The organism is Pseudomonas paraglycinae (assembly GCF_021601625.1).
Classification (GTDB): domain Bacteria; phylum Pseudomonadota; class Gammaproteobacteria; order Pseudomonadales; family Pseudomonadaceae; genus Aquipseudomonas; species Aquipseudomonas paraglycinae.
In genome coordinates, this window is the sequence record NZ_BQHR01000023.1 from 57,050 (window position 1) to 78,957 (window position 21,908).

Consider the following 21,908-nt stretch of genomic DNA (forward strand, 5'->3'; position numbering starts at 1 on the left):
ATCCTTATAAATCAGTAATTTATAAAATCTGCTGGCTTTGGCTGTCGTGCAATCTGCATGAATGGCCATCGTGCATCCTGCATTTTGCGGGATCATTGTCGATTCGATTGAAGCAATACCCTTGGCTGTAATCATGCGGCGTTTAGTAGTGCCGGGGCGGATACAAAACATTGCAAAAACCGCGTGTACAGCCCGCGAAGCCCTGACGTATTTTCGGCCTCGACCCTCGCTCGAGAAGCGCCGGTTGTCTCACCCGATTGCCCGACAATAAAAATCCGGCCTGCACGTCAAGGTCGAACGGGAGCTGCCATGCACCAAGCGCCGAGCGACACGATTACCTGGGGCATGATGCTCCGCAAACTGCCGATGATTGCCAAAGCCATTCCACGGGTGGTGAAAGGCATGAAGGTGGCCAACGTCACGGATCCGACCCAAACCTGTGGCCTGGGCTGGACATTCGAGCAAGCGACGCTGCGCAATCCCGAGGGCCCCGCGCTGCTGTCGGGCGAGGTGGTGCTGAGTTATTCACAGGTCAACCAGTGGGCCAACCGCATCGCCCATTATCTGATCGGGCAGGGCATCGGCAAGGGCGATGTGGTGGCGGTGTTCATCGAGAACCGTCCGGAACTGCTGGTGACGATTCTGGCGCTGGCCAAAGTCGGCGCCGTCAGCGCGCTGCTCAATACCTCGCAGACCCGCGATACGCTGATCCACAGCATCAATCTGGTGACCCCGGCGGCGATTGTTGTCGGTGAAGAGTTGCTGCCGGCATTTGCGGCGGTACGCGAGCAAGTAGCGATCCCGGCAGCGCGCGCATGGTTCGTCGCCGATCAGGATACCTTCAGCCATCCGGGCATCGCGCCCGAGGGCTATATCAACCTGATCAGCGCCAGCGCCGACGCACCTGTCGACAACCCGGCCAGCAGCCGGCAGATTTTCTTCGACGACCCCTGTTTCTACATCTACACCTCCGGCACCACCGGTTTGCCCAAGGCCGGGGTGTTCAAGCACGGCCGCTGGATGCGCAGTTCGGCGAGCTTCGGCATGATCGCCCTCGACATGCGCCCGGACGACATCGTCTATTGCACCTTGCCGCTGTACCACGCCACCGGGCTTTGCGTGTGCTGGGGTTCGGCGGTCAATGGCGCCTCGGGTTTCGCCATTCGCCGCAAGTTCAGCGCCCGCCAGTTCTGGAGCGATGTGCGCCGCTATCGCGCAACCACCATCGGTTACGTCGGCGAGTTGTGCCGGTATCTGGTGGATCAGCCGCTCAGCGCCGACGACAGCCGTCACGACGTGCGCAAGATGATCGGCAACGGCCTGCGGCCCGGTGCGTGGGCCGAGTTCAAGACCCGCTTCGGCGTGGATCACATCTGCGAGCTGTACGCCGCCAGCGACGGCAATATCGGCTTCACCAACATCCTCAATTTCGACAACACCATCGGTTTCTCGCTGATGGCCTGGGAGTTGGTGGCCTACGACCAGGGCAGCGGCGAGCCGATTCGCGGTGACGACGGGTTCATGCGCAAGGTCGACCGGGGTGAGCGGGGGCTGTTGCTGGCGCGGATCGACGATAAGGCGCCGCTGGACGGCTACACCGATCCGCAGAAAACCGCCAAGGTCGTTCTGCAGGACGTGTTCACCAAGGGCGACCGCTTCTTCAACACCGGCGATCTGCTGCGCAACATCGGTTTCGGCCATGCACAGTTTGTCGACCGTCTCGGCGACACCTATCGCTGGAAGGGCGAGAACGTCTCGACCACCGAGGTCGAGAACCTGCTGCTCCAGCATCCGCATATTTCCGAAGCGGTGGCCTATGGTGTGGAAATCCCCAACACCAATGGTCGCGCCGGGATGGCGGCGATCACCCCGGCCGAGTCTCTGGCGACCCTGGATTTCGCCGAATTGCTGGCCTTCGCCCGCCAACGCATGCCGGCCTATGCGGTGCCGCTGTTCCTGCGGGTCAAGGTGAAAATGGAAACCACCGGCACCTTCAAATACCAGAAGACCCGCCTGAAAAACGAAGGTTTCGACCCCGGCCAGACGGGGGATGACCCGATTTATGCCTGGCTGCCGGGAACCGAAACCTACGTGCAGGTGACGAATGAAATCCTTGTCGACATCCGGGCAGGCAAGTATCGCTATTGATATTGGCTATCGGTCATCTTGGAAAAAAGGGGATGACAGCTATCGCCGCGCTCGGGAAACTGTCGGCTTTCCGAACGACCGAAAGTGGAGTTGCCCCATGTCCGACCAAAGCCGCCAGATGACCCCCGAGGAAGCAGCCGAATTCACTGAACAGGTGTTCAACAAGGCGCGCGAGGGCGACGCGGTGATGCTCGATCGCCTGATCACTGCCGGTCTGCCGGTGAACCTGACCAACAGCAAGGGCGACACCCTGCTGATGCTTGCCAGCTACTACGGGCATGTGGATGCGGTGCAAGTGTTGCTCAAGCACAAGGCCGACCCGGAACAACGCAACGGCAACGGCCAGAGCCCGATTGCCGGCGCGGCGTTCAAGGGTGATCTGGCCGTAGTCAAGGCTTTGGTCGAGGGCGGTGCGCAGATTGAGGGCGCATCCTTCGATGGCCGCACGGCGCTGATGATGGCGGCGATGTTCAACCGGGTTGAAATCGTCGATTACCTGATCGACCAGGGCGCCGATCCGAAAGCCAAGGATGCCAATGGCATCACCGCGCTGGACGCGGCCCGCACCATGGGCGCCGTGGACACCACCGCGCAGCTGGAAAAACTGCTGGGCTGAGGCCGCTGGCCGGAACCCGCTCTGTGGCGAAGGCGAGAATGCGCTATCCTTCGCGCCCTCAAAATTCCCTTCGCCACAGGATCCGCTCCCATGAAAGCCGCACTCGCCGAACTCATCAGCAAAATCAGCTCCGGCTGCATGGGCGACGACGAGATTCAGAAAGTCGCTGACGAAGCGGCACAGGCCTACGCCGATGCCGACGCATTTCTGACCGCCAACCCGGATATCAACTACGACGACACTTTCCCGATTCCGCTGGGCGAGTGGGTCGTGGTCGGCAGCCTGCCGGAGACCGTGCTGTTCCAGGCTGACACTTACGCCGACCTGTTCGCGCAGATCGTTGCTTCGTTCGGCCCGGGCGTCGAGTTCAACCTCAAGCCCAAGCAACTGGCCAAGACCGAGGCGCTGACCGCGCTCAACCGCATCCAGGTGCAGATGAGCAGCCTGAACAAGGAAAACGGCGGTTACACGCTGATGAACTTCAGCCAGTTGCTCGATGATGAGCTGCAAGTGGTGCTGGTCTACGGCAACGACGTACCGCGCGTGCTGGAACTGTGCGCCGAAGTCGGCATTGCCGCCGCGCCGTCGCTGGAAGCCCTGAAGGTCGCCGTTCACGTCTGAACGCAATAAAAGGGAACCCTGTGCGCGACCGTCTATCCTAAAAGTGCATGCCACTATTCTGGAGCGACACCATGGGTTCCACGTTCAACGGCCTGGTCGGCCTGATCATTCTTGCGCTCGACATCTGGGCGATCATCAACGTGCTGAAAAGCGGCGCCGAGACCGGGATGAAAATCCTCTGGGTGCTGCTGATCATCCTCCTGCCGGTGCTGGGCCTGATCATCTGGGCGATTGCCGGGCCGCGGGGCAATGTGCGGATCTGACCGTTCGCACCGTGATTGGGTCGGACCGATGAACTGAGGTTCGACCTGTCATCTTCGGCAACGTAGAATGCGCGCCTTTCCCGGGCAATCGAACCTGACGATTGGCGCCCGCGCATTCATCGGAGCACTTCACCATGACCGTCACCAAGACCAGCGAATACCTGGAAACCCTCTACGAAGGCTACGGCCAGCGTTTTCGCATGGAAAAACTGCTGCACGAAGTGCGCACCGAACACCAGCACCTGGTGATTTTCCAGAACCCGCGCATGGGCCGGGTGATGGCGCTGGACGGCGTGATCCAGACCACCGAAGCCGATGAATTCATCTACCACGAAATGCTCACCCACGTGCCGATCCTAGCCCACGGCACCGCCAAGCGCGTGCTGATCATCGGCGGCGGCGACGGCGGCATGCTGCGCGAAGTGACCAAACACGCCAGCGTCGAGCACATCACCATGGTCGAGATCGACGGCACCGTGGTCGACATGTGCAAGGAATTCCTGCCGAACCACTCCAAGGGCGCCTACGACGATCCACGCCTGAACCTGGTAATCGACGACGGCATGCGTTTCGTCGCGACCACCACCGAAAAGTTCGACGTGATCATTTCCGACTCCACCGACCCGATCGGCCCGGGCGAAGTGCTGTTCTCGGAAAACTTCTACCAGGCCTGCCACCGCTGCCTGAACGAGGGCGGTATCCTCGTGACCCAGAACGGCACGCCGTTCATGCAGATCGAAGAAGTGAAAACCACCGCCGGCCGCCTGCGCAGCCTGTTTCCGGACTGGCACTTCTATCAGGCAGCCGTGCCGACCTACATCGGCGGTTCGATGACCTTCGCCTGGGGCTCGACCAACCCGGCCTACCGCAAGCTGAGCCGCGAAGTGCTGCAACAGCGCTTCATCGGCAGCGGCATCGTCACCCGCTACTACAACCCGGAAATCCACATCGGCGCCTTCGCCTTGCCGCAATACGTGCTGCAGGCAGTGAACAAGCCAAGCAACGACTGATCGTTCGCGGGTCAGAAAAAGCCGAGGCCGGTGTGCGAAAACACGCCGGCCTCGGCTTTTTTCATGTTGCATCGGTGTAAACCTTTTGAACGATCAATCCTGACAAAAGTCGAGATAGGTGTAAGCCCATTTGCGGGTTTGATCGAGGAGGCTCCGATGTCAAAGTGGAAAGTCACTTTCGTGGACGATCATGGTGAAACGATCGACGAAGTCTTCGAGTGCGAGGAATGCCCCAGTCATGAACGGGCAGCCCGCCTCATCAAGGAACGGTTGTTGCCGGTCGCCGCCGAGCTTGACCTGAACGATCTGGAAGGGCGCACCGCCGATGCCGGCGTGAAAAGCCTGAAAACCCAGAACAGCATCGAAATCCGCAGCATCACCCCAATCTGAATCTTCATTTTCTTCATGTACCAGGCCTTGGCAGCGGCTCTATCTTGGGGCTACTCTGCAAGCGAGATCAGCGAACGGATCGCTAAGGTCTGGTCTTGTCAGCTACATGCTTGTTTCCCGCCGGCAACGCGGTTGCCGTAAGCACCCGGGCCCATTGGGCCAGTGCAGGGAATACGGAAAGTCTATCCATCTATGCGAGGGGGACGATTCATGAGCACAGCCTATCAAGAAGACATCAGCAGCAGTGTGCTGCGCCGCATGAAAGAAGGCGGTTTCGATTTTTCCCGATTCCATCCCATCGAGTTCTACGCCATTTTCCCGGACGAGGAGCGGGCGCGCAGGGCGGCAGACAAATTTCGCGGTGAATCCATCAATGCCCAGGTCAGTGCGCGCGACGACGGCGCCTGGTCTCTGGAATTGAGCAAGGTGATGTACGCAACCTACGACGACATTGGCGATTTCGAGCAGGGCTTTTCGGCGGTGGTCGAGCCCTTGGGCGGCATCATCGAAGGCTGGGGCGTGAAACAGGAGATCCGCAACCGGCACCGTTTGAACTGATCACTCTCGCAACACGTCGAGCTACGGCTGACCTTCGGGTCGGCCGTTGTCGTTTCTGCCCCCCTGAACACCCCATGGCAAAACCCTGAAACAAGAAACCGGCGCAAAAAAAAGCCACCTGAAAAGGTGGCTGAAAGGGAAGACCGGAAGGAGAGGAAACCGCTCAGGGTTACGGCCGGGATGGCTGCCGAGGCAAGCCGGATCAGTGGGGCTGCGTACTTCGTCAGCGACGTTTTTGCAGCGGATGCGCGGATTATCCGCAGCCGGCACCGAGCAGTGAAATCAACTCTGACTATGCTGGTGATAGGCGACGGGACTGCGTCGCAATGAAGCGGGGGCGATCAGGTTGGGGCATTTGCCGCACAGGAATGGTGCGGTGCGTGTGGCGTAAATATCCAACCGATTGAAATCAAAGCGTTTATGCCGATGGCACGGGCCTTGCGAAGGCCTGTATGTCCGGGGTGACAAGGAGTACGGCATGATCCGCACCTATTTTGATGAGATGTACGATGCCGGCGGCCAGATCCGCCCGCATTACCGGGAGTTTGCCCGCTGGCTGGCCGAAACGCCTGACGAACTGCTGGCCCAGCGGCGGCGCGAGGCCGATCTGCTGTTCCATCGTGCCGGGATCACTTTCACGCTCTACGGGGACGAGCAAGGGACAGAACGCCTGATTCCCTTCGACACCATTCCGCGCAGCATTCCCGCCAGCGAGTGGCGGATCGTCGAGCGCGGCTGCATCCAGCGGGTCAAGGCGCTGAACATGTTCCTCGCCGACCTTTACCACGAGCAACGCATCATCAAGGCCGGGATCATTCCCGCCGAACAGGTGCTGGCCAACGAGCAATACCAGTTGGCGATGCAGGGGCTGGACCTGCACCGCGATATCTATTCGCACATCTCCGGCGTCGATCTGGTGCGCGACGGCGACGGCACGTACTACGTGCTCGAGGACAACCTGCGCACGCCGAGCGGCGTGAGCTACATGCTCGAAGACCGCAAGATGATGATGCGCCTGTTCCCGGAACTGTTCGCGGCCCAGCGCATCGCCCCGATCGACCATTACCCGAATCTGCTGCTCGACACCCTGAAAAGCTCAAGCCCGATCGACGACCCGAGTGTGGTGGTGCTGACACCGGGACGCTTCAACAGCGCGTTTTTCGAGCATGCGTTCCTGGCCCGGGAAATGGGCGTGGAGCTGGTGGAGGGTGCGGACTTGTTCGTGCGCGACGACAAAGTCTTCATGCGCACCACCGACGGCCCGAAAGCCGTGGACGTGATCTACCGCCGGCTCGACGACGCGTTCCTCGATCCGCTGGCGTTCCGCCCGGATTCGATGCTCGGCGTGCCGGGGCTGCTGTCGTCCTATCGCTCGGGCAACGTGGTGCTGGCCAATGCCATCGGCACCGGCGTGGCGGACGACAAATCGGTGTACCCGTTTGTCACCGAGATGATCCGTTTCTACCTCGACGAAGAACCGATCCTGAAGAATGTGCCGACCTGGCAATGCCGCAATCCGTCTGAACTTTCCCATGTACTGGCCAATCTTCCGGAACTGGTGGTCAAGGAAACCCAGGGCTCCGGCGGTTACGGAATGCTTGTGGGGCCGGCGGCGACGACCGCGGAAATCGATGCGTTCCGCGAGCGGATCAAGGCCAAGCCCCACGCGTACATCGCGCAACCGACGCTGTCGCTGTCGACCTGTCCGACCTTTGTCGAAAACGGCATTGCGCCGCGCCATATCGACCTGCGTCCGTTCGTATTGTCCGGCCGCGAAACCCGGGTCGTGCCCGGCGGTTTGACCCGTGTCGCCCTGCGTGAAGGCTCTCTGGTGGTGAACTCATCCCAGGGCGGCGGAACCAAGGACACCTGGGTGGTCGAGGATTGAAGGAAGCCTGCCATGTTAAGTAGAACTGCCTCGGATCTGTACTGGATGTCGCGTTACCTGGAGCGGGCGGAAAACCTCGCACGGATGCTCGATGTCAGCTATTCGCTGTCGCTGATGCCGCAGGACGGCCGTGGCGACGGCCTGCACGAACTGGCGATGCCTCTGCTGATCACCGGCACGCTGGACGATTACCTGGAACGTCACGGAGAGCTGCATGCCGAGCGCTTGCTGCACTTCTTCGCCCTCGACGCGGCGAATCCGGCGAGCATCTACAGCTGCCTCGGCGCGGCGCGAGCCAGCGCCCATGCGGTGCGCGGGCGAATCACTGCCGACATGTGGGAGAACATCAACGCCACCTGGCTGGAGATCCGTGGGATCGCCAATCAGGGCCTCAGCCGCTACGGCATGAGCCGTTTCTGCGAGTGGATCAAGGAACGTTCGCACCTGTTTCGGGGCGCGTCCTACGGCACCATCATGCGCAACGACGCGTTTCGTTTCATTCGCCTGGGTACGTTCATCGAGCGGGCGGACAACACGTTGCGCCTGCTCGATGCCCGCTACGAAATGGCCGGCGATCAGGCCGAAGCGGTCAGCGACGGCACGGCCCACGCCTATTACCAGTGGAGTGCGCTGTTGCGGGCGCTGTCGTCGTTCGAGGCGTACACCGAGATCTATCGCGATGCGCCCGGCGCCCGGCATGTGGCCGAGCTGCTGTTGTTGCGCGCCGACGTGCCGCGTTCGCTGCGGGCCTGCACGGAAGAGATCGACCAGATTCTCGCGCAATTGCCGGGGGCCAACGGTCGTCCAGCGCAACGACTGGCGGCGGAAATGGACGCGCGTCTGCGTTACACCGGCATTCAGGAAATTCTCGAGGAAGGGCTGCACGCCTGGCTCACCGAATTCATCCCGCTGGTGCGCCAGCTGGGCAACGCCATTCACAGTTCCTACCTGGAGGCCGCATGAGACTTTCCATCAGCCACGAGACCACCTATCACTACGAAGATCAGGTGCGAGCGAGCATCCAGTACCTGCGCCTGACGCCCCACGACAGCGAGCGTCAGCACGTGCTGAGCTGGCAGCTCGACCTGCCGCGCCCGGTGCGTGCCCAGCTCGATCCGTTCGGCAACATCCTGCACGTGCTGACCATGGACGAGCCCCACGAAGCGATCATCATCGGCGCCCGGGGGCAGGTCGATATCGACGAGTTGCGCGAAGCCGAACACGAGAGTCAGTCGGCGCTGCCGTTCCTGCGTTTCACCCGGCTGACAGAGGCTGACGAGGCGCTGCGGGCGTTTGCCGAGAAGTCCTGCAAGCAACGACGCGACCGCAATGCACTGATCGACCTGATGCATGGGCTGAACCAGCACATGACCTACAAACCGGGCGCCACCGAAGTCGACACCAGCGCCGCCGAGGCATTTGCCGGCCGGGCGGGTGTTTGCCAGGATCACGCCCACGCGTTTCTCGCCTGCGCGCGCAGCCTCGGTGTGCCGTCGCGGTATGTGTCGGGTTATCTGTACAGCGAGGATTGCGAGCATCTGGCCAGTCACGCCTGGGCCGAAGCCTGGATCGACGACGCCTGGTACAGCTTTGACGTGACCAATGAGCTGGCGCGGCCGGAGCGGCACCTGAAACTGGCGGTGGGTCTGGATTACCTCGACGCCTGCCCGGTGCGAGGGATGCGCCGGGGCGGCGGCTCAGAGCAGATGCACGCGAAAGTGCTGGTGTCGCCGACACCAGCGCCAATCATCTCGGTGCAGCAGCAGTAAGCGGCGTAATTGGATTACTTGGCCGGCGCAACCTTGCGCCCGGCCATGTGCTGCAAATACCCGATCAGCTTCTGCAGATCCGCATCCGGCAACACCTCGGCAGAAAACCCTGGCATCTTCGCTTGCGGCCACTGACGCAGACTCTGTGGGTCGCGGATGTAGCGCTTGAGGAAGTCCGCGCCGAAGTACTCGGTCGGGTTGTACGGAATATTCAGGTCCGGCCCGAACTGCGCATCGCCCGCGCCATTCAGGCGATGGCAGGCCAGGCAGTTCTTCTGGAACAGCGCAAAACCCTGATTCACCGGGTCATCGGCCTTCAACGCAGGATCCGGCAGCAGGGCAGGGAAGCGCTCGGCCACCGGCGCCATGCGCTTGATGCTCGCCACTTCGAACGGCCATTGTTCCGGGCTGATATTGCCGGCCTGCGGATCGGTCCACACCAGATAGAACGGCCCGGCGCTGTGCTTGCCTTCCGACAGCGGCGGCCAGGGCTGCGCCGGATCTTCGATGGCGAGCCAGGCGCGTGAGCCTTTGTTGTTCAGTAGCGGCGCGGCGGACAGTTCGGCGGCAAAACCGTCCAGCGCTACGGCTTGCAGGTGATCGTCCGGTTTGATGCCGGTCAGCAGCGCGGCGATCGGCACGGCGCGATAAGTCATGTCCTTCTTGTAGGACACATCATTCTTGACCGTGAGGGTTTGTACCTGAGGATGCTTGAGCAATTCCTCGGTCTGCCAGGTGCGGCTGTTCGCGCCCAGCTCCAGATTCAGCTGCGCGGCAGACAGGGGCATGCTCAGCAGCATGGCCCCGAACAGAATGAGCGTTTTCAAATGATCGCCGTCCGTGTCGTGAAAGTGCGCAAAGGTTGGCACAGCCACGCTGGCCCGGATAGCGGGCCAGTCACATTTTCAGTGGCGATAAACAATACCTGCCGCTTGAATCAGCCGATGACCTTGGTCAGGTTCGGCAGAATCAACAACAGCGTCGTGGCGAAAAGAATGAGCCCTGCTTGCCGTACTTTCGGTTGTTTGAACATGGCTTGACCGCCTTTTTTGTTATTTCCTGATGCCTGCCTGCATATCCATGACGGCAAGCGCTGCACTTCCTGTAGCGAACGCCTGTCTCGGCAAAACCCGACGACAACGACGTACATCTTCACCTTAGGGCCCGCGTCACGCTTCGCTTAGATCCATTTCGTATGTATTTGCTACCTGTCGCGATTAAAAAGGCATGAGGCCCATTGCCAGCTTCTTTGCCGCCCGTTTGCTAGACAGCTCGCGCACCTGAACCGGTTAATCAAGCCACGGATGACCGTCCGTCTGAGCGTGCGCGTCAACGTCATTGAGCGCTGTGGTCATTGAATCGATGGCCTGCGAAGACAACAGTGACAGTACGAATTTCACTCACCGCACAGGTTCGAGGACGTCATGACCCAAGCTTTGATTTTCGACGCGTTACGCACGCCCCGTGGCAAGGGCAAGGCCGACGGATCGCTGCACAGCGTCAAACCGGTGAACCTGGTGGCCGGGCTGCTGACCGCTTTGCAGGCACGTACGGCGCTGGACACCAGCCAGATCGATGACGTGGTGCTCGGTTGCGTCACGCCGATTGGCGATCAGGGCTCGGACATCGCCAAGACCGCCGTGCAGGTGGCTGATTGGGACGTCAGCGTCGCGGGCGTGCAGATCAACCGCTTCTGCGCCTCGGGGCTGGAAGCGGTGAACCTGGGGGCGATGAAAGTGCGCTCCGGGTTCGAAGACCTGGTGGTAGTTGGTGGCGTCGAATCCATGTCCCGAGTGCCGATGGGCAGCGACGGTGGCGCCTGGGCGCTGGACCCGCAAACCAACCTGCACAGCCACTTCACACCACAAGGCGTCGGCGCCGACCTGATCGCCACCCTTGAAGGCTTCAGCCGGCAGGACGTCGATGCCCACGCGCTGCACTCGCAGCAGAAAGCTGCCCGCGCCCGGGCCGACGGTTCGTTCAGCAAGTCGCTGGTGCCGGTGCAGGACCAGAACGGCATCATCCTGCTCGATCACGATGAATTCATTCGCGCCGAGTCGACCCTTGAAGGCCTGGGCAAGCTCAAGCCGAGTTTCGAAATGATCGGTCAGATGGGCTTCGACGCCACGGCATTGCGGGTCTACAGCCATGTCGAGCGAATCAATCATGTGCACACGCCGGGCAACAGCTCGGGGATCGTCGACGGCGCGGCGCTGATGCTGATTGGCTCCGAAGCGAAGGGGCGTGCGTTGGGTCTGCAACCTCGGGCGCGGATTGTCGCCACGGCGGTCACCAGCACCGACCCGACCATCATGCTCACCGGCCCGGCGCCGGCCACTCGCAAGGCGCTGGCCAAGGCCGGGCTGCGGGTGGAGGACATCGACCTGTTTGAAGTCAACGAGGCGTTCGCCTCGGTGGTGCTCAAATTCATCAAGGACATGGCTGTCGACCCGGACAAGGTCAACGTCAATGGCGGCTCGATCGCCATGGGCCATCCGCTGGGCGCCACCGGTTGCGCGATCCTCGGCACCTTGCTCGATGAACTGGAAGCCCGGCGCCTGCGCTACGGCCTCGCGACGCTGTGCGTCGGCGGCGGCATGGGCATCGCCACCATCATCGAACGCCTCTGACCCCAAGGAATCCTGTCATGACCCAAGCCATTCGTTACGAAAAAGGCCAGGACGGCATCGTTGTCCTGACCATCGACATGCCGGGCCAGAGCGCCAACACCATGAACGCGGCGTACCGCGAGGCCATGGCCGAAAGCGTCGCCCGTTTGCAGGCGGAAAAAGATGACATCGCCGGGGTGATCATCACTTCGGCCAAGAAAACCTTCTTCGCCGGTGGCGACCTGAATGAACTGATCAAGGTCGGCAAGCCCGAAGCCAAGGCGTTCTACGACATGGTGCTGACCCTCAAGGGTCAGTTGCGCACCCTGGAAACCCTCGGCAAACCGGTGGTCGCGGCGATCAACGGCGCGGCGCTCGGCGGTGGCTGGGAAATCTGCCTGGCCTGCCACCACCGCGTGGCGCTGGACGATGCGTCGGTTCAGCTCGGTCTGCCGGAGGTGACCCTCGGCCTGTTGCCGGGCGGCGGTGGCGTGGTGCGGATGGTGCGCATGCTTGGCATCGAAAAGGCTTTGCCGTACCTCCTTGAAGGCAAGAAAGTCCGTCCGCAGCAGGCGTTGCAGGCCGGATTGATCGATGAGCTGGCGGCGGATCGCGATGAGCTGCTGGCCAAGGCCCGGGCCTGGATTCTGGCCAATCCTGCGGCCGTGCAGCGTTGGGATGTGAAGGGTTATCAGATTCCCGGCGGCACTCCGTCGAACCCGAAAGTTGCTCAGATGCTGGCGATTGCGCCGTCGATCCTGCGCACCAAAACCCAGGGCACGTTGCCGGCGCCGGAGAAGATTCTGTGCGCGGCGGTGGAAGGCGCGCAGGTGGATTTCGACACGGCGCACCTGATCGAAACCCGCTACTTCACCGAACTGACCACCGGCCAGATCTCGAAAAACCTGATCGGCACGTTCTGGTTCCAACTCAATGAAATCAATGCCGGCGGTTCACGGCCGCAGGGTTTTGCACCTTATATGACGAAGCGAGTGGGCGTGCTCGGAGCGGGCATGATGGGCGCCGGGATCGCCTATGTCAGCGCATTGGCCGGGATCGACGTGGTGCTCAAGGACATTAACCTCGCGGCTGCGGAAAAGGGCAAGGCGCATTCGGCGGCGTTGCTGGACAAGAAAGTCGCTCGCGGGCAGATGACTGCGCAGCAGCGTGAAGCGGTGCTGGCGCTTATTCACCCGACCGAAAGCGATGCCGATCTGGCGGGTTGCGATCTGATCATCGAGGCGGTGTTCGAGGATCGTCAACTCAAGGCCAAGGTCTCGGCAGCAGCGCAACAGGTGGTTGGCGCCGACGCTGTGATTGCTTCCAACACATCGACCTTGCCCATCACTGGCTTGGCGACCGCAGTACCGGATCAAAGCAAGTTTATCGGCCTGCACTTCTTCAGCCCGGTGGAAAAGATGCCGCTGGTGGAAATCATCAAGGGCGCGCAAACCAGCGACGAAACCCTCGCACGCGGGTTCGATTTCGTACTGCAAATCAAGAAAACCCCGATTGTGGTCAACGACAGTCGCGGATTCTTCACGTCGCGAGTATTCGGCACTTTCACCAATGAAGGCATTGCGATGCTGGGTGAGGGCGTCAGCGCGCCGATGATCGAGACCGAAGCGCGCAAGGCCGGCATGCCTGTAGGACCGCTGGCGATCTCTGACGAAGTTTCCCTCAGCCTGATGAGCCATATCCGTCAGCAAACGGCCAAAGACCTTCAAGCAGAAGGGAAACCGATGATTGAGCACCCGGCGTTCGCCGTGATTGACTTGCTGCTCAACGAATACAAGCGGCCGGGCAAGGCAGCGGGAGGCGGTTTTTATGAGTACCCGGCGGGTGGGCAGAAACATCTGTGGCCCGAGCTGAAAACCCGGTTCGAGAAAGCCGACGGGCAGATATCGCCGAAGGATGTGCGTGATCGACTGCTGTTCGTGCAGGCCATCGAAACCGTGCGTTGCTTGGAGGAGGGCGTGCTGACGTCGACGGCGGACGCCAACGTCGGCTCGATTTTCGGCATCGGTTTTGCGGCATGGACGGGCGGCGCGTTGCAGTTCATCAATCAATATGGCGTGAAGGATTTCGTCGCGCGGGCGCAGTATCTGGCGGAGCAGTACGGCGAGCGTTTCGCACCGCCAGCGTTGCTGCTTGAGAAGGCTGCGAGGGGCGAATTGTTCTAACGGGCTGGGGACGCATTTCGGGGCTTGCCTTGCCGGGTGGTTTCAAGGCAGGCTCTGGGGTGTGCATTATTCCCATCACGTGTCAGGTATTTTTTATGTCGCTACGCATCTGCATTCTGGAAACCGACATCCTGCGTCCGGAACTGGTCGATGAATATCAGGGTTACGGGCAGATGTTCCAGCGCTTGTTCTCGCAACAGCCGATCGCCGCCGAGTTCACGGTGTACAACGTGATGCAGGGCGATTATCCGAGTGATGACCTGACCTTCGATGCGTACCTGGTCACCGGCAGCAAGGCCGACTCGTTCGGTACCGACCCGTGGATCCAGACCCTCAAGCAATACCTGCTGACCCGCTATGAGCGCGGCGACAAACTGCTCGGCGTGTGCTTCGGCCATCAACTGCTGGCGCTGCTGCTGGGCGGCAAGAGCGAGCGCGCCACGCAAGGCTGGGGTGTCGGCATCCACAACTACAAACTGGCGGCCAAGGCGCCGTGGATGAGCCCGGTGCGTGAAGAGCTGACGCTGTTGATCAGTCACCAGGACCAGGTGACGGCGCTGCCGGAGAATGCAACGGTGATTGCGTCGAGCGATTTCTGCCCGTTTGCCGCGTACCACATCAACGATCAGGTGCTGTGCTTCCAGGGTCATCCGGAATTCATTCACGACTACTCGCGAGCGCTGCTGGATCTGCGTCAGGAAGCGCTGGGCGAGCAGGTTTACAGTAAGGGTGTGGCCAGTCTGGAGCATCAGCACCACGGCACCACCGTCGCGGAATGGATGATGCGTTTCGTGGCGCACAAGCCGACCGCTGCTTGAATCCAGACGCCCCCGTGTTTTACACGGGGCGTTTTTTCTTATAGCCAGCCGGATTTCTTGAAGCTCGCCCACAGGCTCACGCAGCCGACCGTGATAAAGCCCAGCACGCCGAAATAGCCGTAGTGCCAGCTCAGCTCCGGCATGTTCTGGAAGTTCATCCCGTAGATCCCGGCCACCGCTGTCGGGAACGCCAGAATCGCCGCCCATGCAGCGAATTTGCGCTGCACCACGCTCTGGCGTGATGCTTCCAGCAGCACGCCGATTTCGATGGTCTGGCTGGCGATATCGGCCAGGGTGGTCAGATCTTCCATCTGCCGGTTCACGTGGATCTGCACGTCGCGAAAGTACGGGCGCATGTTCTTGTCGATGAAGGGGAAGCTCAGCTTCTGCAGTTCTTCGCCGATTTCCACCATTGGCGCGGCGTAACGGCGCAGGCGCAGGACGTCGCGACGCAGGCCGTGCAGCTTCTGGATGTCGTGTTCATTCAATGCGCTGCACAACACGTTGCGTTCCAGTTCATCGATCTCGGCGTGGATCGCTTCGCCCACTGGCTGATAGTTTTCGATCACGAAATCCAGCAGCGCATACAGTACGAAATCTTCCCCGTGCTCCAACAACAGCGGCCGCGCCTCACAGCGTTGGCGGACGTGGGCGTAGGACGCCGAGTGGCCATTGCGGGCAGTGATGATGTAGCCCTTGCCGGCGAAGATGTGGGTTTCGATGAACTGCAGAATCCCGTGTTCGCGCACCGGCGAGTAGGTGACGATGAACAGCGCGTCGCCAAAGGTTTCCAGCTTCGGCCGGCTGTGCTTTTCCAGGGCGTCTTCGATGGCCAGTTCGTGCAGGTTGAACTGACGTTGCAGGTTGGACAGTTCCTGGGCGCTCGGCTCTTCGAGGCCGATCCAGACGAAGTGGCCGGTCTTGGCGGCCCAGGCCGCGCCTTCGTCGAGGGAAATATTGGTGACTTTCTTACCGGCGCTGTAAACCGCAGCAGCAACAACTCGACCCATGGTGGTGATTCACTTCTTCTTGGCAGATGGCAGGGGAGACATGGCTTCAGCTTAGCCGTGTCGCTGCTTGAGAGTCAGTGAAATCTGCACAGTTCACCGGGCAAAAGAAAACCCGCACAGGGCGGGCTTCTTTTTCACGCAGCTTGCAGCTGCCGGTCCATCGCATCGATGCATTCGCGCATCTGTTCGCGGCACTGGTTGATCAGCATGGGCATGTCATCCATGGTCAGGCCGACGGTAGGAATTGCCGGCAGCGAGCGTATGAGAACTTTCCCGCTGTGCCAGCGGTTCAGACGCATGTGCTTGATGTAGCTGCTGACACACACCGGAACGATCGGCACCCCGGCGGCGATGGCCATCTGGAACGCGCCTTTCTTGAATGGCAGCAGTTCCTCACCCAGGTTGCGCGTGCCTTCCGGGAACACCCAGATCGAGGTGTCTTTGTGCTGCAAGGTGTCGGTGGTGGTCAGCATCGACTGGCGCGCCTTGTGCGCGTTCCCACGATCGATCAACACATTGCCCGCCAGCCAGAACAGCTGCCCGAACAGCGGCACCCACTTCAGGCTCTTTTTGCCGATGCACACCGTCCGACGCGGCACCACGTTGCCGAACACGAACAGGTCATAGTTGGACTGATGATTGGCGATGATCACGCAGCTGTCGGGTTTGTTCATCAACGGGCAGACTTCGGCCTTCACTCGCAGACGCAAAATGCACATGGCCGGCAGTGCATAGAGGCGGGCGCACAGGCGACTGTTGTCCGGATTGAATGGCCGGCACAGCCCGAGGATCACTCCGAGTATCCCCGCCAGAATAAAGTGCAGGCCCATCAATAACATACGAAACACAAACAGCATTTTCAGGCCCATCGGGACAAAAGGTGGCGCAGTGTACGGATGTGCACTGTTTTCGGCAATTGCCGCTATAGAGTCCGGAGATGGGCGATGTTTAAGCGCATGTTTCCGACTTGTTGGTCAGAGGTGTCCTAGAGCTGCCGCGGAGTTTTCAACAAGCCGCGTAAGAAAAAAGCCCGACACGACGGTCGGGCTTTTCTGAATCGGTATGAGCCGGGTGTCAGCCCAGATGCTCCTGATCCTGGATGATCGCGTTGTCCAGGGTTTCCAGCAGCGTCTTGCGCACTTTCAACTTGGTGTTCTTGTGTGCGGTCATGTTGATCTTTTTCAACTGACGCGCAGCGGCGAGGGCGGCGCCTTGCAGCTCTTCGGCCGCGACCACTTTGTCGAGGAAGCCGGCATCCACTGCGCTTTGCGGATCGAACATCTCGCCGTTGATCACCGAGCGGTGGAAGGCTGAGCGACGCAGGCGATCACGAGCCAGCTCGATGCCGGCGTGGTGCATGGTCATGCCGATCTGCACTTCGTTCAGACCAATGCTGAACGGGCCGTCGACACCGATCCGGTAATCGGCGGACAACAGAATGAATGCGCCTTTGGCTACGGCATGCCCTGGACAAGCAACAATCACCGGGAACGGGTGCGACAGCAGACGACGGGCCAGAGTCGAACCCGCAGTCACCAGGGACACCGCTTCTTTAGGGCCGGCGGTCATCACTTTCAGGTCATAGCCGCCAGAGAGAATGCCCGGCTGGCCAGTGATGATCACAACGGCACGATCCGCCACCGCCTGATCCAGCGCCGCGTTGAAGGCCGCGATCACGTCCGGGGAAATGGCGTTGACCTTGCCGTTGCTCAGGGTCAGGGTCGCGATACCGTCTTCGAGGTGGTAGGCAATCAGGTCGCTCATGGCGCAATTCCTTATAAGAAAGATGGGCAGACGTTACCCACCGTCGCCGGTCAGGTAAAGCACTGTGACTGACCCGCCAGTCACCGTTTACCGGCCGATGCGCTGCAACACGCCCCGCGCCTGACGCCTGCGCACCTATATAGAAGGGCTGCGCCCACCCGAGATTGGCCGGATTGCCATGGCCGCTGGAAGGTGGAAGCGATTTTTTCTCTTAACCGCATGAAAATTCTGAAAAAAAGTTTGCCATCAGAAAAGCTTTCGACTACATTAGCGCGCCTCGACAGACAGAACATGTTTGAAGAGATACGGTGAAGTGTCCGAGTGGCTTAAGGAGCACGCCTGGAAAGTGTGTATACAGGAAACTGTATCGAGAGTTCGAATCTCTCCTTCACCGCCAAATTCGATGTAAACAAAACCCCTGGTTTCGAAAGAAGCCAGGGGTTTTGTGCATTCTGGCGTCCGGATTTTTTTGGTCACAGAGATCGGTTCGGCTTCCCTTTGCCAGGGCATTACAATCGCGGCTTTATCCGGCAAGTAAAAGGACGACCTCCATGATCATTTCCACCACCCACTCCATCGAAGGCCGGCAGATTACGGCATATCTGGACATCGTCAGTGCCGAGTCGGTGCAGGGCGTGAATGTGATTCGCGATATGTTCGCGGGCATGCGGGACTTTTTCGGCGGGCGTTCGCAGACGCTGGAGCGGGCGTTGAAGGAGGCGCGTGTTCAGGCGACTGACGAGATCAGGGAGCGCGCGCGGGCCTTGCAGGCGGATGCGGTGGTCGGGGTGGATTTCGAGATCAGCATGCCGGCAGGGAAGGGCGGCATGGTAGTGGTGTTTGCGACCGGTACAGCGGTCAAGTTGCGCTGAGCATTGGTTTCCGCTTGTGAGCCCATTCAACGGAATGGGCTCTTTGCTGACAATCAGCCCTGTGGTTTGAGCAGGATAGTGCCTTTCGAGTCATAGGTCAGCGGTGTATCGATCGCAACGAGAGGCGGGGTATCGCCTGGTTGAACTGGCTGAACCGGGTCCGGGTGGTAGATGACGCCAGGCTGCAACGGACTCGGTCCGGTCGGCTGCTTGATGACAATTTCACCTGAAGCGATCTTTTCCTTGAGTTTCTCCGCCCCGGCTTTGCCGGCGGCGATCTGTTCGTCCGTGAGCTTTACGACAGGCAGTGTCGGGAATCCTTTGATTTCCATGTTCTCTCCTTGAGATTGATTGCGTAGGAAAAAGGGCAGCGGCCGATCGCCGGGAATCTTTAGCGGCGGGGGACCAACGGTTCGTCATTGTGTTTAATTTCCGTGGGCCATTCGTCGGGCTTCGGGTGATCTGAACCACAAGTCCAGGAATGACCGGCTAGTCTCAAAAGCCTTGGAGGTCGATATTTTTTCAGGCAAAAGGGTTTGCCGGTGTCGGCCCGCATTTGGAAAGGGGTGAAGAGATGACTGATCCGTACATCGAAGACGACGGGGCTGAATTTCCATTCAACAATTGCGTGCGCTGCGGCCAGACGGAGTACCAGGCCGGGTTTGGCGAGGACCCGGTGCAGACCGGCAAGATCAAGTCCACGGCACCCAAGGGGCCTAAAGCAAAATTTCTGCCCAAGGTGACGGCACGTTCCAGGAAGTAATCCGGATGCCATACAGCCCCGCCATTGAGCGGGGTTTTTTGTTTCTATTTTTTGAGAGGCGTCCTACAGAAATTGCAGATTCGTGTGGTTTCTTTCACAAACTTTTCACACCCGGCTGGGTAGGGTGAAGCCATCCGTTAGAAAGCAAGTCTCCAGCCCGTCTCCCCAGCGGGCTTTTTTTTGTCCGTCATAAAACCTTTTCCATATTCGCTGTCCAATCGGCGCCAAGTGCGCTGCAACGCTGGACATTGCCGCGACAACAGCATTCAATCTGCGCCCTTTTTTATTCCTTCTGTTGAGGTTTTTCGTCATGCGTTTAACTCTGCCTGCTCTGGTTCTGGGGCTTCTGGTTGCTCAAGGTGCAATGGCTGGCGACGGTACCGCCGCACTGGGCGGCGGCCTGGGCGGCGCGCTGGGTAACGTGGTTGGCCAAAAAATGGGTGGCAGCAACGGCGCGGCGATTGGCGCTGGCCTGGCCGGCGCAGCTGGCGGTGCGTTGGCAGCGAAGAAGGGTGCCCGCACAAAGGCGGCTATTGGCGGTGGTGTCGGTGCAGCGGGTGGTTCGATCATCGGCAACAGCCTGGGTGGCAAGAACGGTGCGACTATCGGTGCTGGCCTGGGCGGCGCAGCCGGTGGCGCAGTGGGCAGCAATCTGTCCAAGGGTCACAAGCGTCACTGATTGCCAACGCGTGACTGAAAAGGCCCGGCTTTATGCCGGGCCTTTTCGTTGCTGAACGTTTTTCCCGAATTCGCCTCCAATGCTACGTAGCCCCCTCCGCGGGCGAACCGTCCCGACTCGGGACCTGTGAGGTCTGTATGCGATTGACATTATCCGCATTGGTTTTGGGATTGTTCGTGGCCCAAGGCGTCATGGCCGCCGGTGATGGCACGGCCGCCGTGGGTGGTGGATTGGGTGGCGCGTTGGGCAATGTGGTCGGCGGCCAACTCGGCGGCAGCACCGGTGCTGCGGTGGGTGCTGGCGTTGGTGGCGCGGCCGGCAGTGCCGTCGGAGCGAACAAACGCAATCGCACGGAAGCCGCCATTGGCGGTGGCCTCGGCGCCGCAGGCGGGTCCGTCGTCGGCAACAGCCTCGGCGGCTCCACCGGTTCGACTATCGGCGCAGGGTTGGGCGGCGCAGCGGGTGGCGCGGTCGGCAACAACCTGGGTGACGATGGCGGCAAGTCGCACTCCGGCGGTGGTCACAAGCACAAGAACAAACACAAGAACCGTCATCGTTGAGTGACCGGTTCTACGGAAACCCGGCTTTATGCCGGGTTTTTTGTGCCTGCGCGTCATGCGCTGGAACGAATGGCGACCATACTTTTCGAACGTCGTATACGAATGCGACTGACGAGGTGCGCCATGACTCCCGAAACCGAAGGCAAGGAAGAAAAAGGCCCGAGCGGATTGCCGTTTATCAATGACCCGGGGAATGAAGACCCGGGGTCGTTGATGGATGATGCGACGGTTCCTCTTTTGGAGGGTGAGGAAGAGCTTGAGTATGAGGATTTTGATGATGATGAGTGATTGGGTGCATGCATCAATTCTCCTGCATTAATTTTCGTCTGTTGTTCGTTTAGATTTTGGTAATCGACTTGGGTACTCTGATCTGAAACTAAATAAAGTAATTGCACATATCTCTTGATAACAAATAGTAAGTCTTGCAAGTAAAAGCTATCGCGATGGAGGTTCGAATGTCAGGTCTTAAGATTATTCATCATGTTTCATGGAATGGAATGCTGGACAGATAAACCGTAGGTTCGCGAAGGCTTATAAAAGCTGTCGTGAAGTATATCGATGAGTCGTCAGAAATGGCCGAAACTCTAAATCGTGAACCAGTATTTTTGATGGTTAATCTCAGGTTTTTGTTTGTAGGTAGATTGTGTAATGCCAAATCCTCTATTTCGCTGCATGTTATTCCTATGCGGCAAGCGTTAAATCCCATTTTTTCCCATTTTTTCGGAGGGGTGTCCGGGATTTCAGGTATGTCGAAACCTAAGGTGACGGTCGAGTAATTGTTGTCGATATTTAAGATAAAAAGTTTTATCTCTCCGATGGCTATTGGGGAGCTGAAGATCATGTTGAAAAAAGTGCTTTCTGCTATATCGGTCCAGTGCTTCATGGTTATTTCCTGAAAGGATAGTGCTCGTCTGTATTTTTGACTTTTCCAGTTCTTGGGTTGGCTGCGGGACGTATGTTGAAGTGTGGTCCTTGATCTCCAATTTTCCTAGCGTCGCCGAATTTATGTCCAGCAGAGTGATCTTGCAATATTAGCTTGAAACCATCCTGTCGAGTGTACATGTACTGTCTAGTTCTAATGGGTATGCCGGAGTCGTTCAAGATGCTTTTGCCGTTTATATCGGTCATGTTGATGTAAATAAACTGACCTGGTTTGCCACTGACCTCGTCAAACTGTACGTCTGGCTGTTGACCTTTCGGAATCCCTGCATCAGCTTTTGCCTGTCTGAAAGCGCCGCGTCTGGAAACATCCGGAAGCTCAACCTCACCAAAATCTGAACAAGCAACTGATTTTCCATTTTTGGGCGGACAGTTGGACGTCAACCCCAACGGATCCACCCACCCCGTCGGATTCGGCACATACCGGTACTGATTCAACCCACCCGCG

At 59.5% G+C, this 21,908-nt stretch carries 25 protein-coding genes and 1 tRNA gene; 19 read left to right on the plus strand and 7 right to left on the minus strand.

All coding sequences use genetic code 11. From position 1 onward, the window contains the following. Positions 1–309: 309 nt before the first annotated feature. The 10 genes from L6D82_RS26030 (at position 310) to L6D82_RS26075 (ending at position 9,263) form a co-directional block, all read left to right on the plus strand. Positions 310–2,148, plus strand: coding sequence for a long-chain-acyl-CoA synthetase (locus tag L6D82_RS26030; protein ID WP_236191932.1), 1,839 nt, complete (start codon positions 310–312; stop codon positions 2,146–2,148). 97 nt (positions 2,149–2,245) lie between these two features. Continuing rightward, entirely contained in the window at positions 2,246–2,764 is a 519-nt protein-coding gene (locus L6D82_RS26035) for an ankyrin repeat domain-containing protein (RefSeq protein WP_011333214.1), read from the plus strand. A gap of 90 nt (positions 2,765–2,854) precedes the next feature. After that, the gene (locus L6D82_RS26040) at positions 2,855–3,385 is read left to right on the plus strand and encodes a hypothetical protein (protein ID WP_129973348.1); all 531 of its coding nucleotides are present in this window, start codon (positions 2,855–2,857) and stop codon (positions 3,383–3,385) included. A 71-nt stretch (positions 3,386–3,456) separates the two neighbouring features. After that, positions 3,457–3,648 carry a PLDc N-terminal domain-containing protein gene (locus L6D82_RS26045; RefSeq protein ID WP_007959984.1) on the plus strand — a complete coding sequence of 64 codons (192 nt, stop codon included), beginning with the start codon at positions 3,457–3,459 and terminating at the stop codon, positions 3,646–3,648. A 134-nt stretch (positions 3,649–3,782) separates the two neighbouring features. Continuing rightward, a complete protein-coding gene (gene speE, locus L6D82_RS26050; RefSeq protein ID WP_007959983.1) occupies positions 3,783–4,658 on the plus strand; it encodes a polyamine aminopropyltransferase in 876 nt (291 codons plus the stop codon). 156 nt (positions 4,659–4,814) lie between these two features. Further along, positions 4,815–5,048 carry a hypothetical protein gene (locus L6D82_RS26055; protein ID WP_007959980.1) on the plus strand — a complete coding sequence of 78 codons (234 nt, stop codon included), beginning with the start codon at positions 4,815–4,817 and terminating at the stop codon, positions 5,046–5,048. 210 nt (positions 5,049–5,258) lie between these two features. Then, a complete protein-coding gene (locus L6D82_RS26060; RefSeq protein WP_236191933.1) occupies positions 5,259–5,606 on the plus strand; it encodes a ribonuclease E inhibitor RraB in 348 nt (115 codons plus the stop codon). Positions 5,607–6,084: 478 nt separating this feature from the next. After that, positions 6,085–7,494, plus strand: a complete 1,410-nt coding sequence (locus L6D82_RS26065) for a circularly permuted type 2 ATP-grasp protein (protein ID WP_085748507.1) — start codon at positions 6,085–6,087, stop codon at positions 7,492–7,494. Between the two features lie 12 nt (positions 7,495–7,506). Beyond that, positions 7,507–8,457 (plus strand): alpha-E domain-containing protein, encoded by a 951-nt coding sequence (locus L6D82_RS26070; RefSeq protein ID WP_007959974.1) that lies wholly within the window; start codon positions 7,507–7,509, stop codon positions 8,455–8,457. Continuing rightward, positions 8,454–9,263: a transglutaminase family protein gene (locus tag L6D82_RS26075; protein WP_007959971.1), complete on the plus strand. Its 810-nt coding sequence runs from the start codon at positions 8,454–8,456 to the stop codon at positions 9,261–9,263. The genes L6D82_RS26070 and L6D82_RS26075 overlap by 4 nt, the downstream gene beginning before the upstream one ends. A gap of 14 nt (positions 9,264–9,277) precedes the next feature. On the opposite strand, the gene L6D82_RS26080 is transcribed toward L6D82_RS26075, so the two are convergent. Beyond that, the gene (locus tag L6D82_RS26080; protein WP_129973362.1) at positions 9,278–10,063 is read right to left on the minus strand and encodes a c-type cytochrome; all 786 of its coding nucleotides are present in this window, start codon (positions 10,061–10,063) and stop codon (positions 9,278–9,280) included. Positions 10,064–10,687: 624 nt separating this feature from the next. On the opposite strand from L6D82_RS26080, the gene L6D82_RS26085 reads away from it, so the two are divergent. The 3 genes from L6D82_RS26085 to L6D82_RS26095 all read left to right on the plus strand — a co-directional run bounded on the left by L6D82_RS26085 (position 10,688) and on the right by L6D82_RS26095 (position 14,873). Further along, positions 10,688–11,893, plus strand: a complete 1,206-nt coding sequence (locus L6D82_RS26085; RefSeq protein ID WP_236191934.1) for an acetyl-CoA C-acetyltransferase — start codon at positions 10,688–10,690, stop codon at positions 11,891–11,893. A gap of 17 nt (positions 11,894–11,910) precedes the next feature. Then, positions 11,911–14,055, plus strand: coding sequence for a 3-hydroxyacyl-CoA dehydrogenase NAD-binding domain-containing protein (locus L6D82_RS26090; RefSeq protein ID WP_236191935.1), 2,145 nt, complete (start codon positions 11,911–11,913; stop codon positions 14,053–14,055). Positions 14,056–14,150: 95 nt separating this feature from the next. Further along, a complete protein-coding gene (locus L6D82_RS26095) occupies positions 14,151–14,873 on the plus strand; it encodes an amidotransferase (protein ID WP_007959955.1) in 723 nt (240 codons plus the stop codon). Between the two features lie 38 nt (positions 14,874–14,911). Here L6D82_RS26095 and L6D82_RS26100 read toward each other — a convergent pair whose 3' ends face one another. From L6D82_RS26100 to L6D82_RS26110, 3 genes are all read right to left on the minus strand, one after another. Continuing rightward, positions 14,912–15,883, minus strand: a complete 972-nt coding sequence (locus tag L6D82_RS26100; protein WP_236191936.1) for a magnesium and cobalt transport protein CorA — start codon at positions 15,881–15,883, stop codon at positions 14,912–14,914. A 134-nt stretch (positions 15,884–16,017) separates the two neighbouring features. Beyond that, the gene (locus tag L6D82_RS26105; protein ID WP_236191937.1) at positions 16,018–16,740 is read right to left on the minus strand and encodes a 1-acylglycerol-3-phosphate O-acyltransferase; all 723 of its coding nucleotides are present in this window, start codon (positions 16,738–16,740) and stop codon (positions 16,018–16,020) included. Positions 16,741–16,957: 217 nt separating this feature from the next. Then, positions 16,958–17,647, minus strand: a complete 690-nt coding sequence (locus L6D82_RS26110) for a crotonase/enoyl-CoA hydratase family protein (RefSeq protein WP_236191938.1) — start codon at positions 17,645–17,647, stop codon at positions 16,958–16,960. Between the two features lie 307 nt (positions 17,648–17,954). Between L6D82_RS26110 and L6D82_RS26115 the strand changes: the two genes are divergently transcribed. Further along, positions 17,955–18,044 (plus strand) — tRNA-Ser (locus L6D82_RS26115). A gap of 154 nt (positions 18,045–18,198) precedes the next feature. Beyond that, positions 18,199–18,519 carry a YbjQ family protein gene (locus L6D82_RS26120; protein ID WP_085748512.1) on the plus strand — a complete coding sequence of 107 codons (321 nt, stop codon included), beginning with the start codon at positions 18,199–18,201 and terminating at the stop codon, positions 18,517–18,519. 53 nt (positions 18,520–18,572) lie between these two features. On the opposite strand, the gene L6D82_RS26125 is transcribed toward L6D82_RS26120, so the two are convergent. Further along, on the minus strand, positions 18,573–18,851 hold the full coding sequence (locus tag L6D82_RS26125; protein WP_064594653.1) for a hypothetical protein: 279 nt from the start codon (positions 18,849–18,851) through the stop codon (positions 18,573–18,575). Between the two features lie 242 nt (positions 18,852–19,093). On the opposite strand from L6D82_RS26125, the gene L6D82_RS26130 reads away from it, so the two are divergent. The 4 genes from L6D82_RS26130 (at position 19,094) to L6D82_RS26145 (ending at position 20,809) form a co-directional block, all read left to right on the plus strand. After that, positions 19,094–19,282, plus strand: a complete 189-nt coding sequence (locus L6D82_RS26130) for a hypothetical protein (RefSeq protein ID WP_085690513.1) — start codon at positions 19,094–19,096, stop codon at positions 19,280–19,282. A gap of 310 nt (positions 19,283–19,592) precedes the next feature. After that, a complete protein-coding gene (locus tag L6D82_RS26135) occupies positions 19,593–19,961 on the plus strand; it encodes a hypothetical protein (RefSeq protein WP_011333227.1) in 369 nt (122 codons plus the stop codon). A 137-nt stretch (positions 19,962–20,098) separates the two neighbouring features. Beyond that, entirely contained in the window at positions 20,099–20,521 is a 423-nt protein-coding gene (locus L6D82_RS26140) for a glycine zipper domain-containing protein (RefSeq protein ID WP_236191939.1), read from the plus strand. 123 nt (positions 20,522–20,644) lie between these two features. Then, on the plus strand, positions 20,645–20,809 hold the full coding sequence (locus L6D82_RS26145; protein WP_007952178.1) for a hypothetical protein: 165 nt from the start codon (positions 20,645–20,647) through the stop codon (positions 20,807–20,809). A 190-nt stretch (positions 20,810–20,999) separates the two neighbouring features. On the opposite strand, the gene L6D82_RS26150 is transcribed toward L6D82_RS26145, so the two are convergent. Both L6D82_RS26150 and L6D82_RS26155 read right to left on the minus strand, forming a co-directional pair. Beyond that, complete coding sequence (locus tag L6D82_RS26150; RefSeq protein WP_221532962.1) at positions 21,000–21,404, minus strand: Imm50 family immunity protein; 405 nt, start codon at positions 21,402–21,404, stop codon at positions 21,000–21,002. Positions 21,405–21,406: 2 nt separating this feature from the next. Next, a partial coding sequence (locus L6D82_RS26155; protein ID WP_248285767.1) for an HNH/endonuclease VII fold putative polymorphic toxin occupies positions 21,407–21,908 on the minus strand: 502 nt, incomplete at its 5' end.

Coding starts and splice junctions, on each gene's coding strand:
- L6D82_RS26030 (WP_236191932.1), top strand. CDS start 310: ATGCACCAAGCGCCGAGCGACACGATTACCTGGGGCATGATGCTCCGC.
- L6D82_RS26035 (WP_011333214.1), top strand. CDS start 2,246: ATGTCCGACCAAAGCCGCCAGATGACCCCCGAGGAAGCAGCCGAATTC.
- L6D82_RS26040 (WP_129973348.1), top strand. CDS start 2,855: ATGAAAGCCGCACTCGCCGAACTCATCAGCAAAATCAGCTCCGGCTGC.
- L6D82_RS26045 (WP_007959984.1), top strand. CDS start 3,457: ATGGGTTCCACGTTCAACGGCCTGGTCGGCCTGATCATTCTTGCGCTC.
- speE (WP_007959983.1), top strand. CDS start 3,783: ATGACCGTCACCAAGACCAGCGAATACCTGGAAACCCTCTACGAAGGC.
- L6D82_RS26055 (WP_007959980.1), top strand. CDS start 4,815: ATGTCAAAGTGGAAAGTCACTTTCGTGGACGATCATGGTGAAACGATC.
- L6D82_RS26060 (WP_236191933.1), top strand. CDS start 5,259: ATGAGCACAGCCTATCAAGAAGACATCAGCAGCAGTGTGCTGCGCCGC.
- L6D82_RS26065 (WP_085748507.1), top strand. CDS start 6,085: ATGATCCGCACCTATTTTGATGAGATGTACGATGCCGGCGGCCAGATC.
- L6D82_RS26070 (WP_007959974.1), top strand. CDS start 7,507: ATGTTAAGTAGAACTGCCTCGGATCTGTACTGGATGTCGCGTTACCTG.
- L6D82_RS26075 (WP_007959971.1), top strand. CDS start 8,454: ATGAGACTTTCCATCAGCCACGAGACCACCTATCACTACGAAGATCAG.
- L6D82_RS26080 (WP_129973362.1), bottom strand. CDS start 10,063: ATGCTGCTGAGCATGCCCCTGTCTGCCGCGCAGCTGAATCTGGAGCTG.
- L6D82_RS26085 (WP_236191934.1), top strand. CDS start 10,688: ATGACCCAAGCTTTGATTTTCGACGCGTTACGCACGCCCCGTGGCAAG.
- L6D82_RS26090 (WP_236191935.1), top strand. CDS start 11,911: ATGACCCAAGCCATTCGTTACGAAAAAGGCCAGGACGGCATCGTTGTC.
- L6D82_RS26095 (WP_007959955.1), top strand. CDS start 14,151: ATGTCGCTACGCATCTGCATTCTGGAAACCGACATCCTGCGTCCGGAA.
- L6D82_RS26100 (WP_236191936.1), bottom strand. CDS start 15,883: ATGGGTCGAGTTGTTGCTGCTGCGGTTTACAGCGCCGGTAAGAAAGTC.
- L6D82_RS26105 (WP_236191937.1), bottom strand. CDS start 16,740: ATGCTGTTTGTGTTTCGTATGTTATTGATGGGCCTGCACTTTATTCTG.
- L6D82_RS26110 (WP_236191938.1), bottom strand. CDS start 17,647: ATGAGCGACCTGATTGCCTACCACCTCGAAGACGGTATCGCGACCCTG.
- L6D82_RS26120 (WP_085748512.1), top strand. CDS start 18,199: ATGATCATTTCCACCACCCACTCCATCGAAGGCCGGCAGATTACGGCA.
- L6D82_RS26125 (WP_064594653.1), bottom strand. CDS start 18,851: ATGGAAATCAAAGGATTCCCGACACTGCCTGTCGTAAAGCTCACGGAC.
- L6D82_RS26130 (WP_085690513.1), top strand. CDS start 19,094: ATGACTGATCCGTACATCGAAGACGACGGGGCTGAATTTCCATTCAAC.
- L6D82_RS26135 (WP_011333227.1), top strand. CDS start 19,593: ATGCGTTTAACTCTGCCTGCTCTGGTTCTGGGGCTTCTGGTTGCTCAA.
- L6D82_RS26140 (WP_236191939.1), top strand. CDS start 20,099: ATGCGATTGACATTATCCGCATTGGTTTTGGGATTGTTCGTGGCCCAA.
- L6D82_RS26145 (WP_007952178.1), top strand. CDS start 20,645: ATGACTCCCGAAACCGAAGGCAAGGAAGAAAAAGGCCCGAGCGGATTG.
- L6D82_RS26150 (WP_221532962.1), bottom strand. CDS start 21,404: ATGAAGCACTGGACCGATATAGCAGAAAGCACTTTTTTCAACATGATC.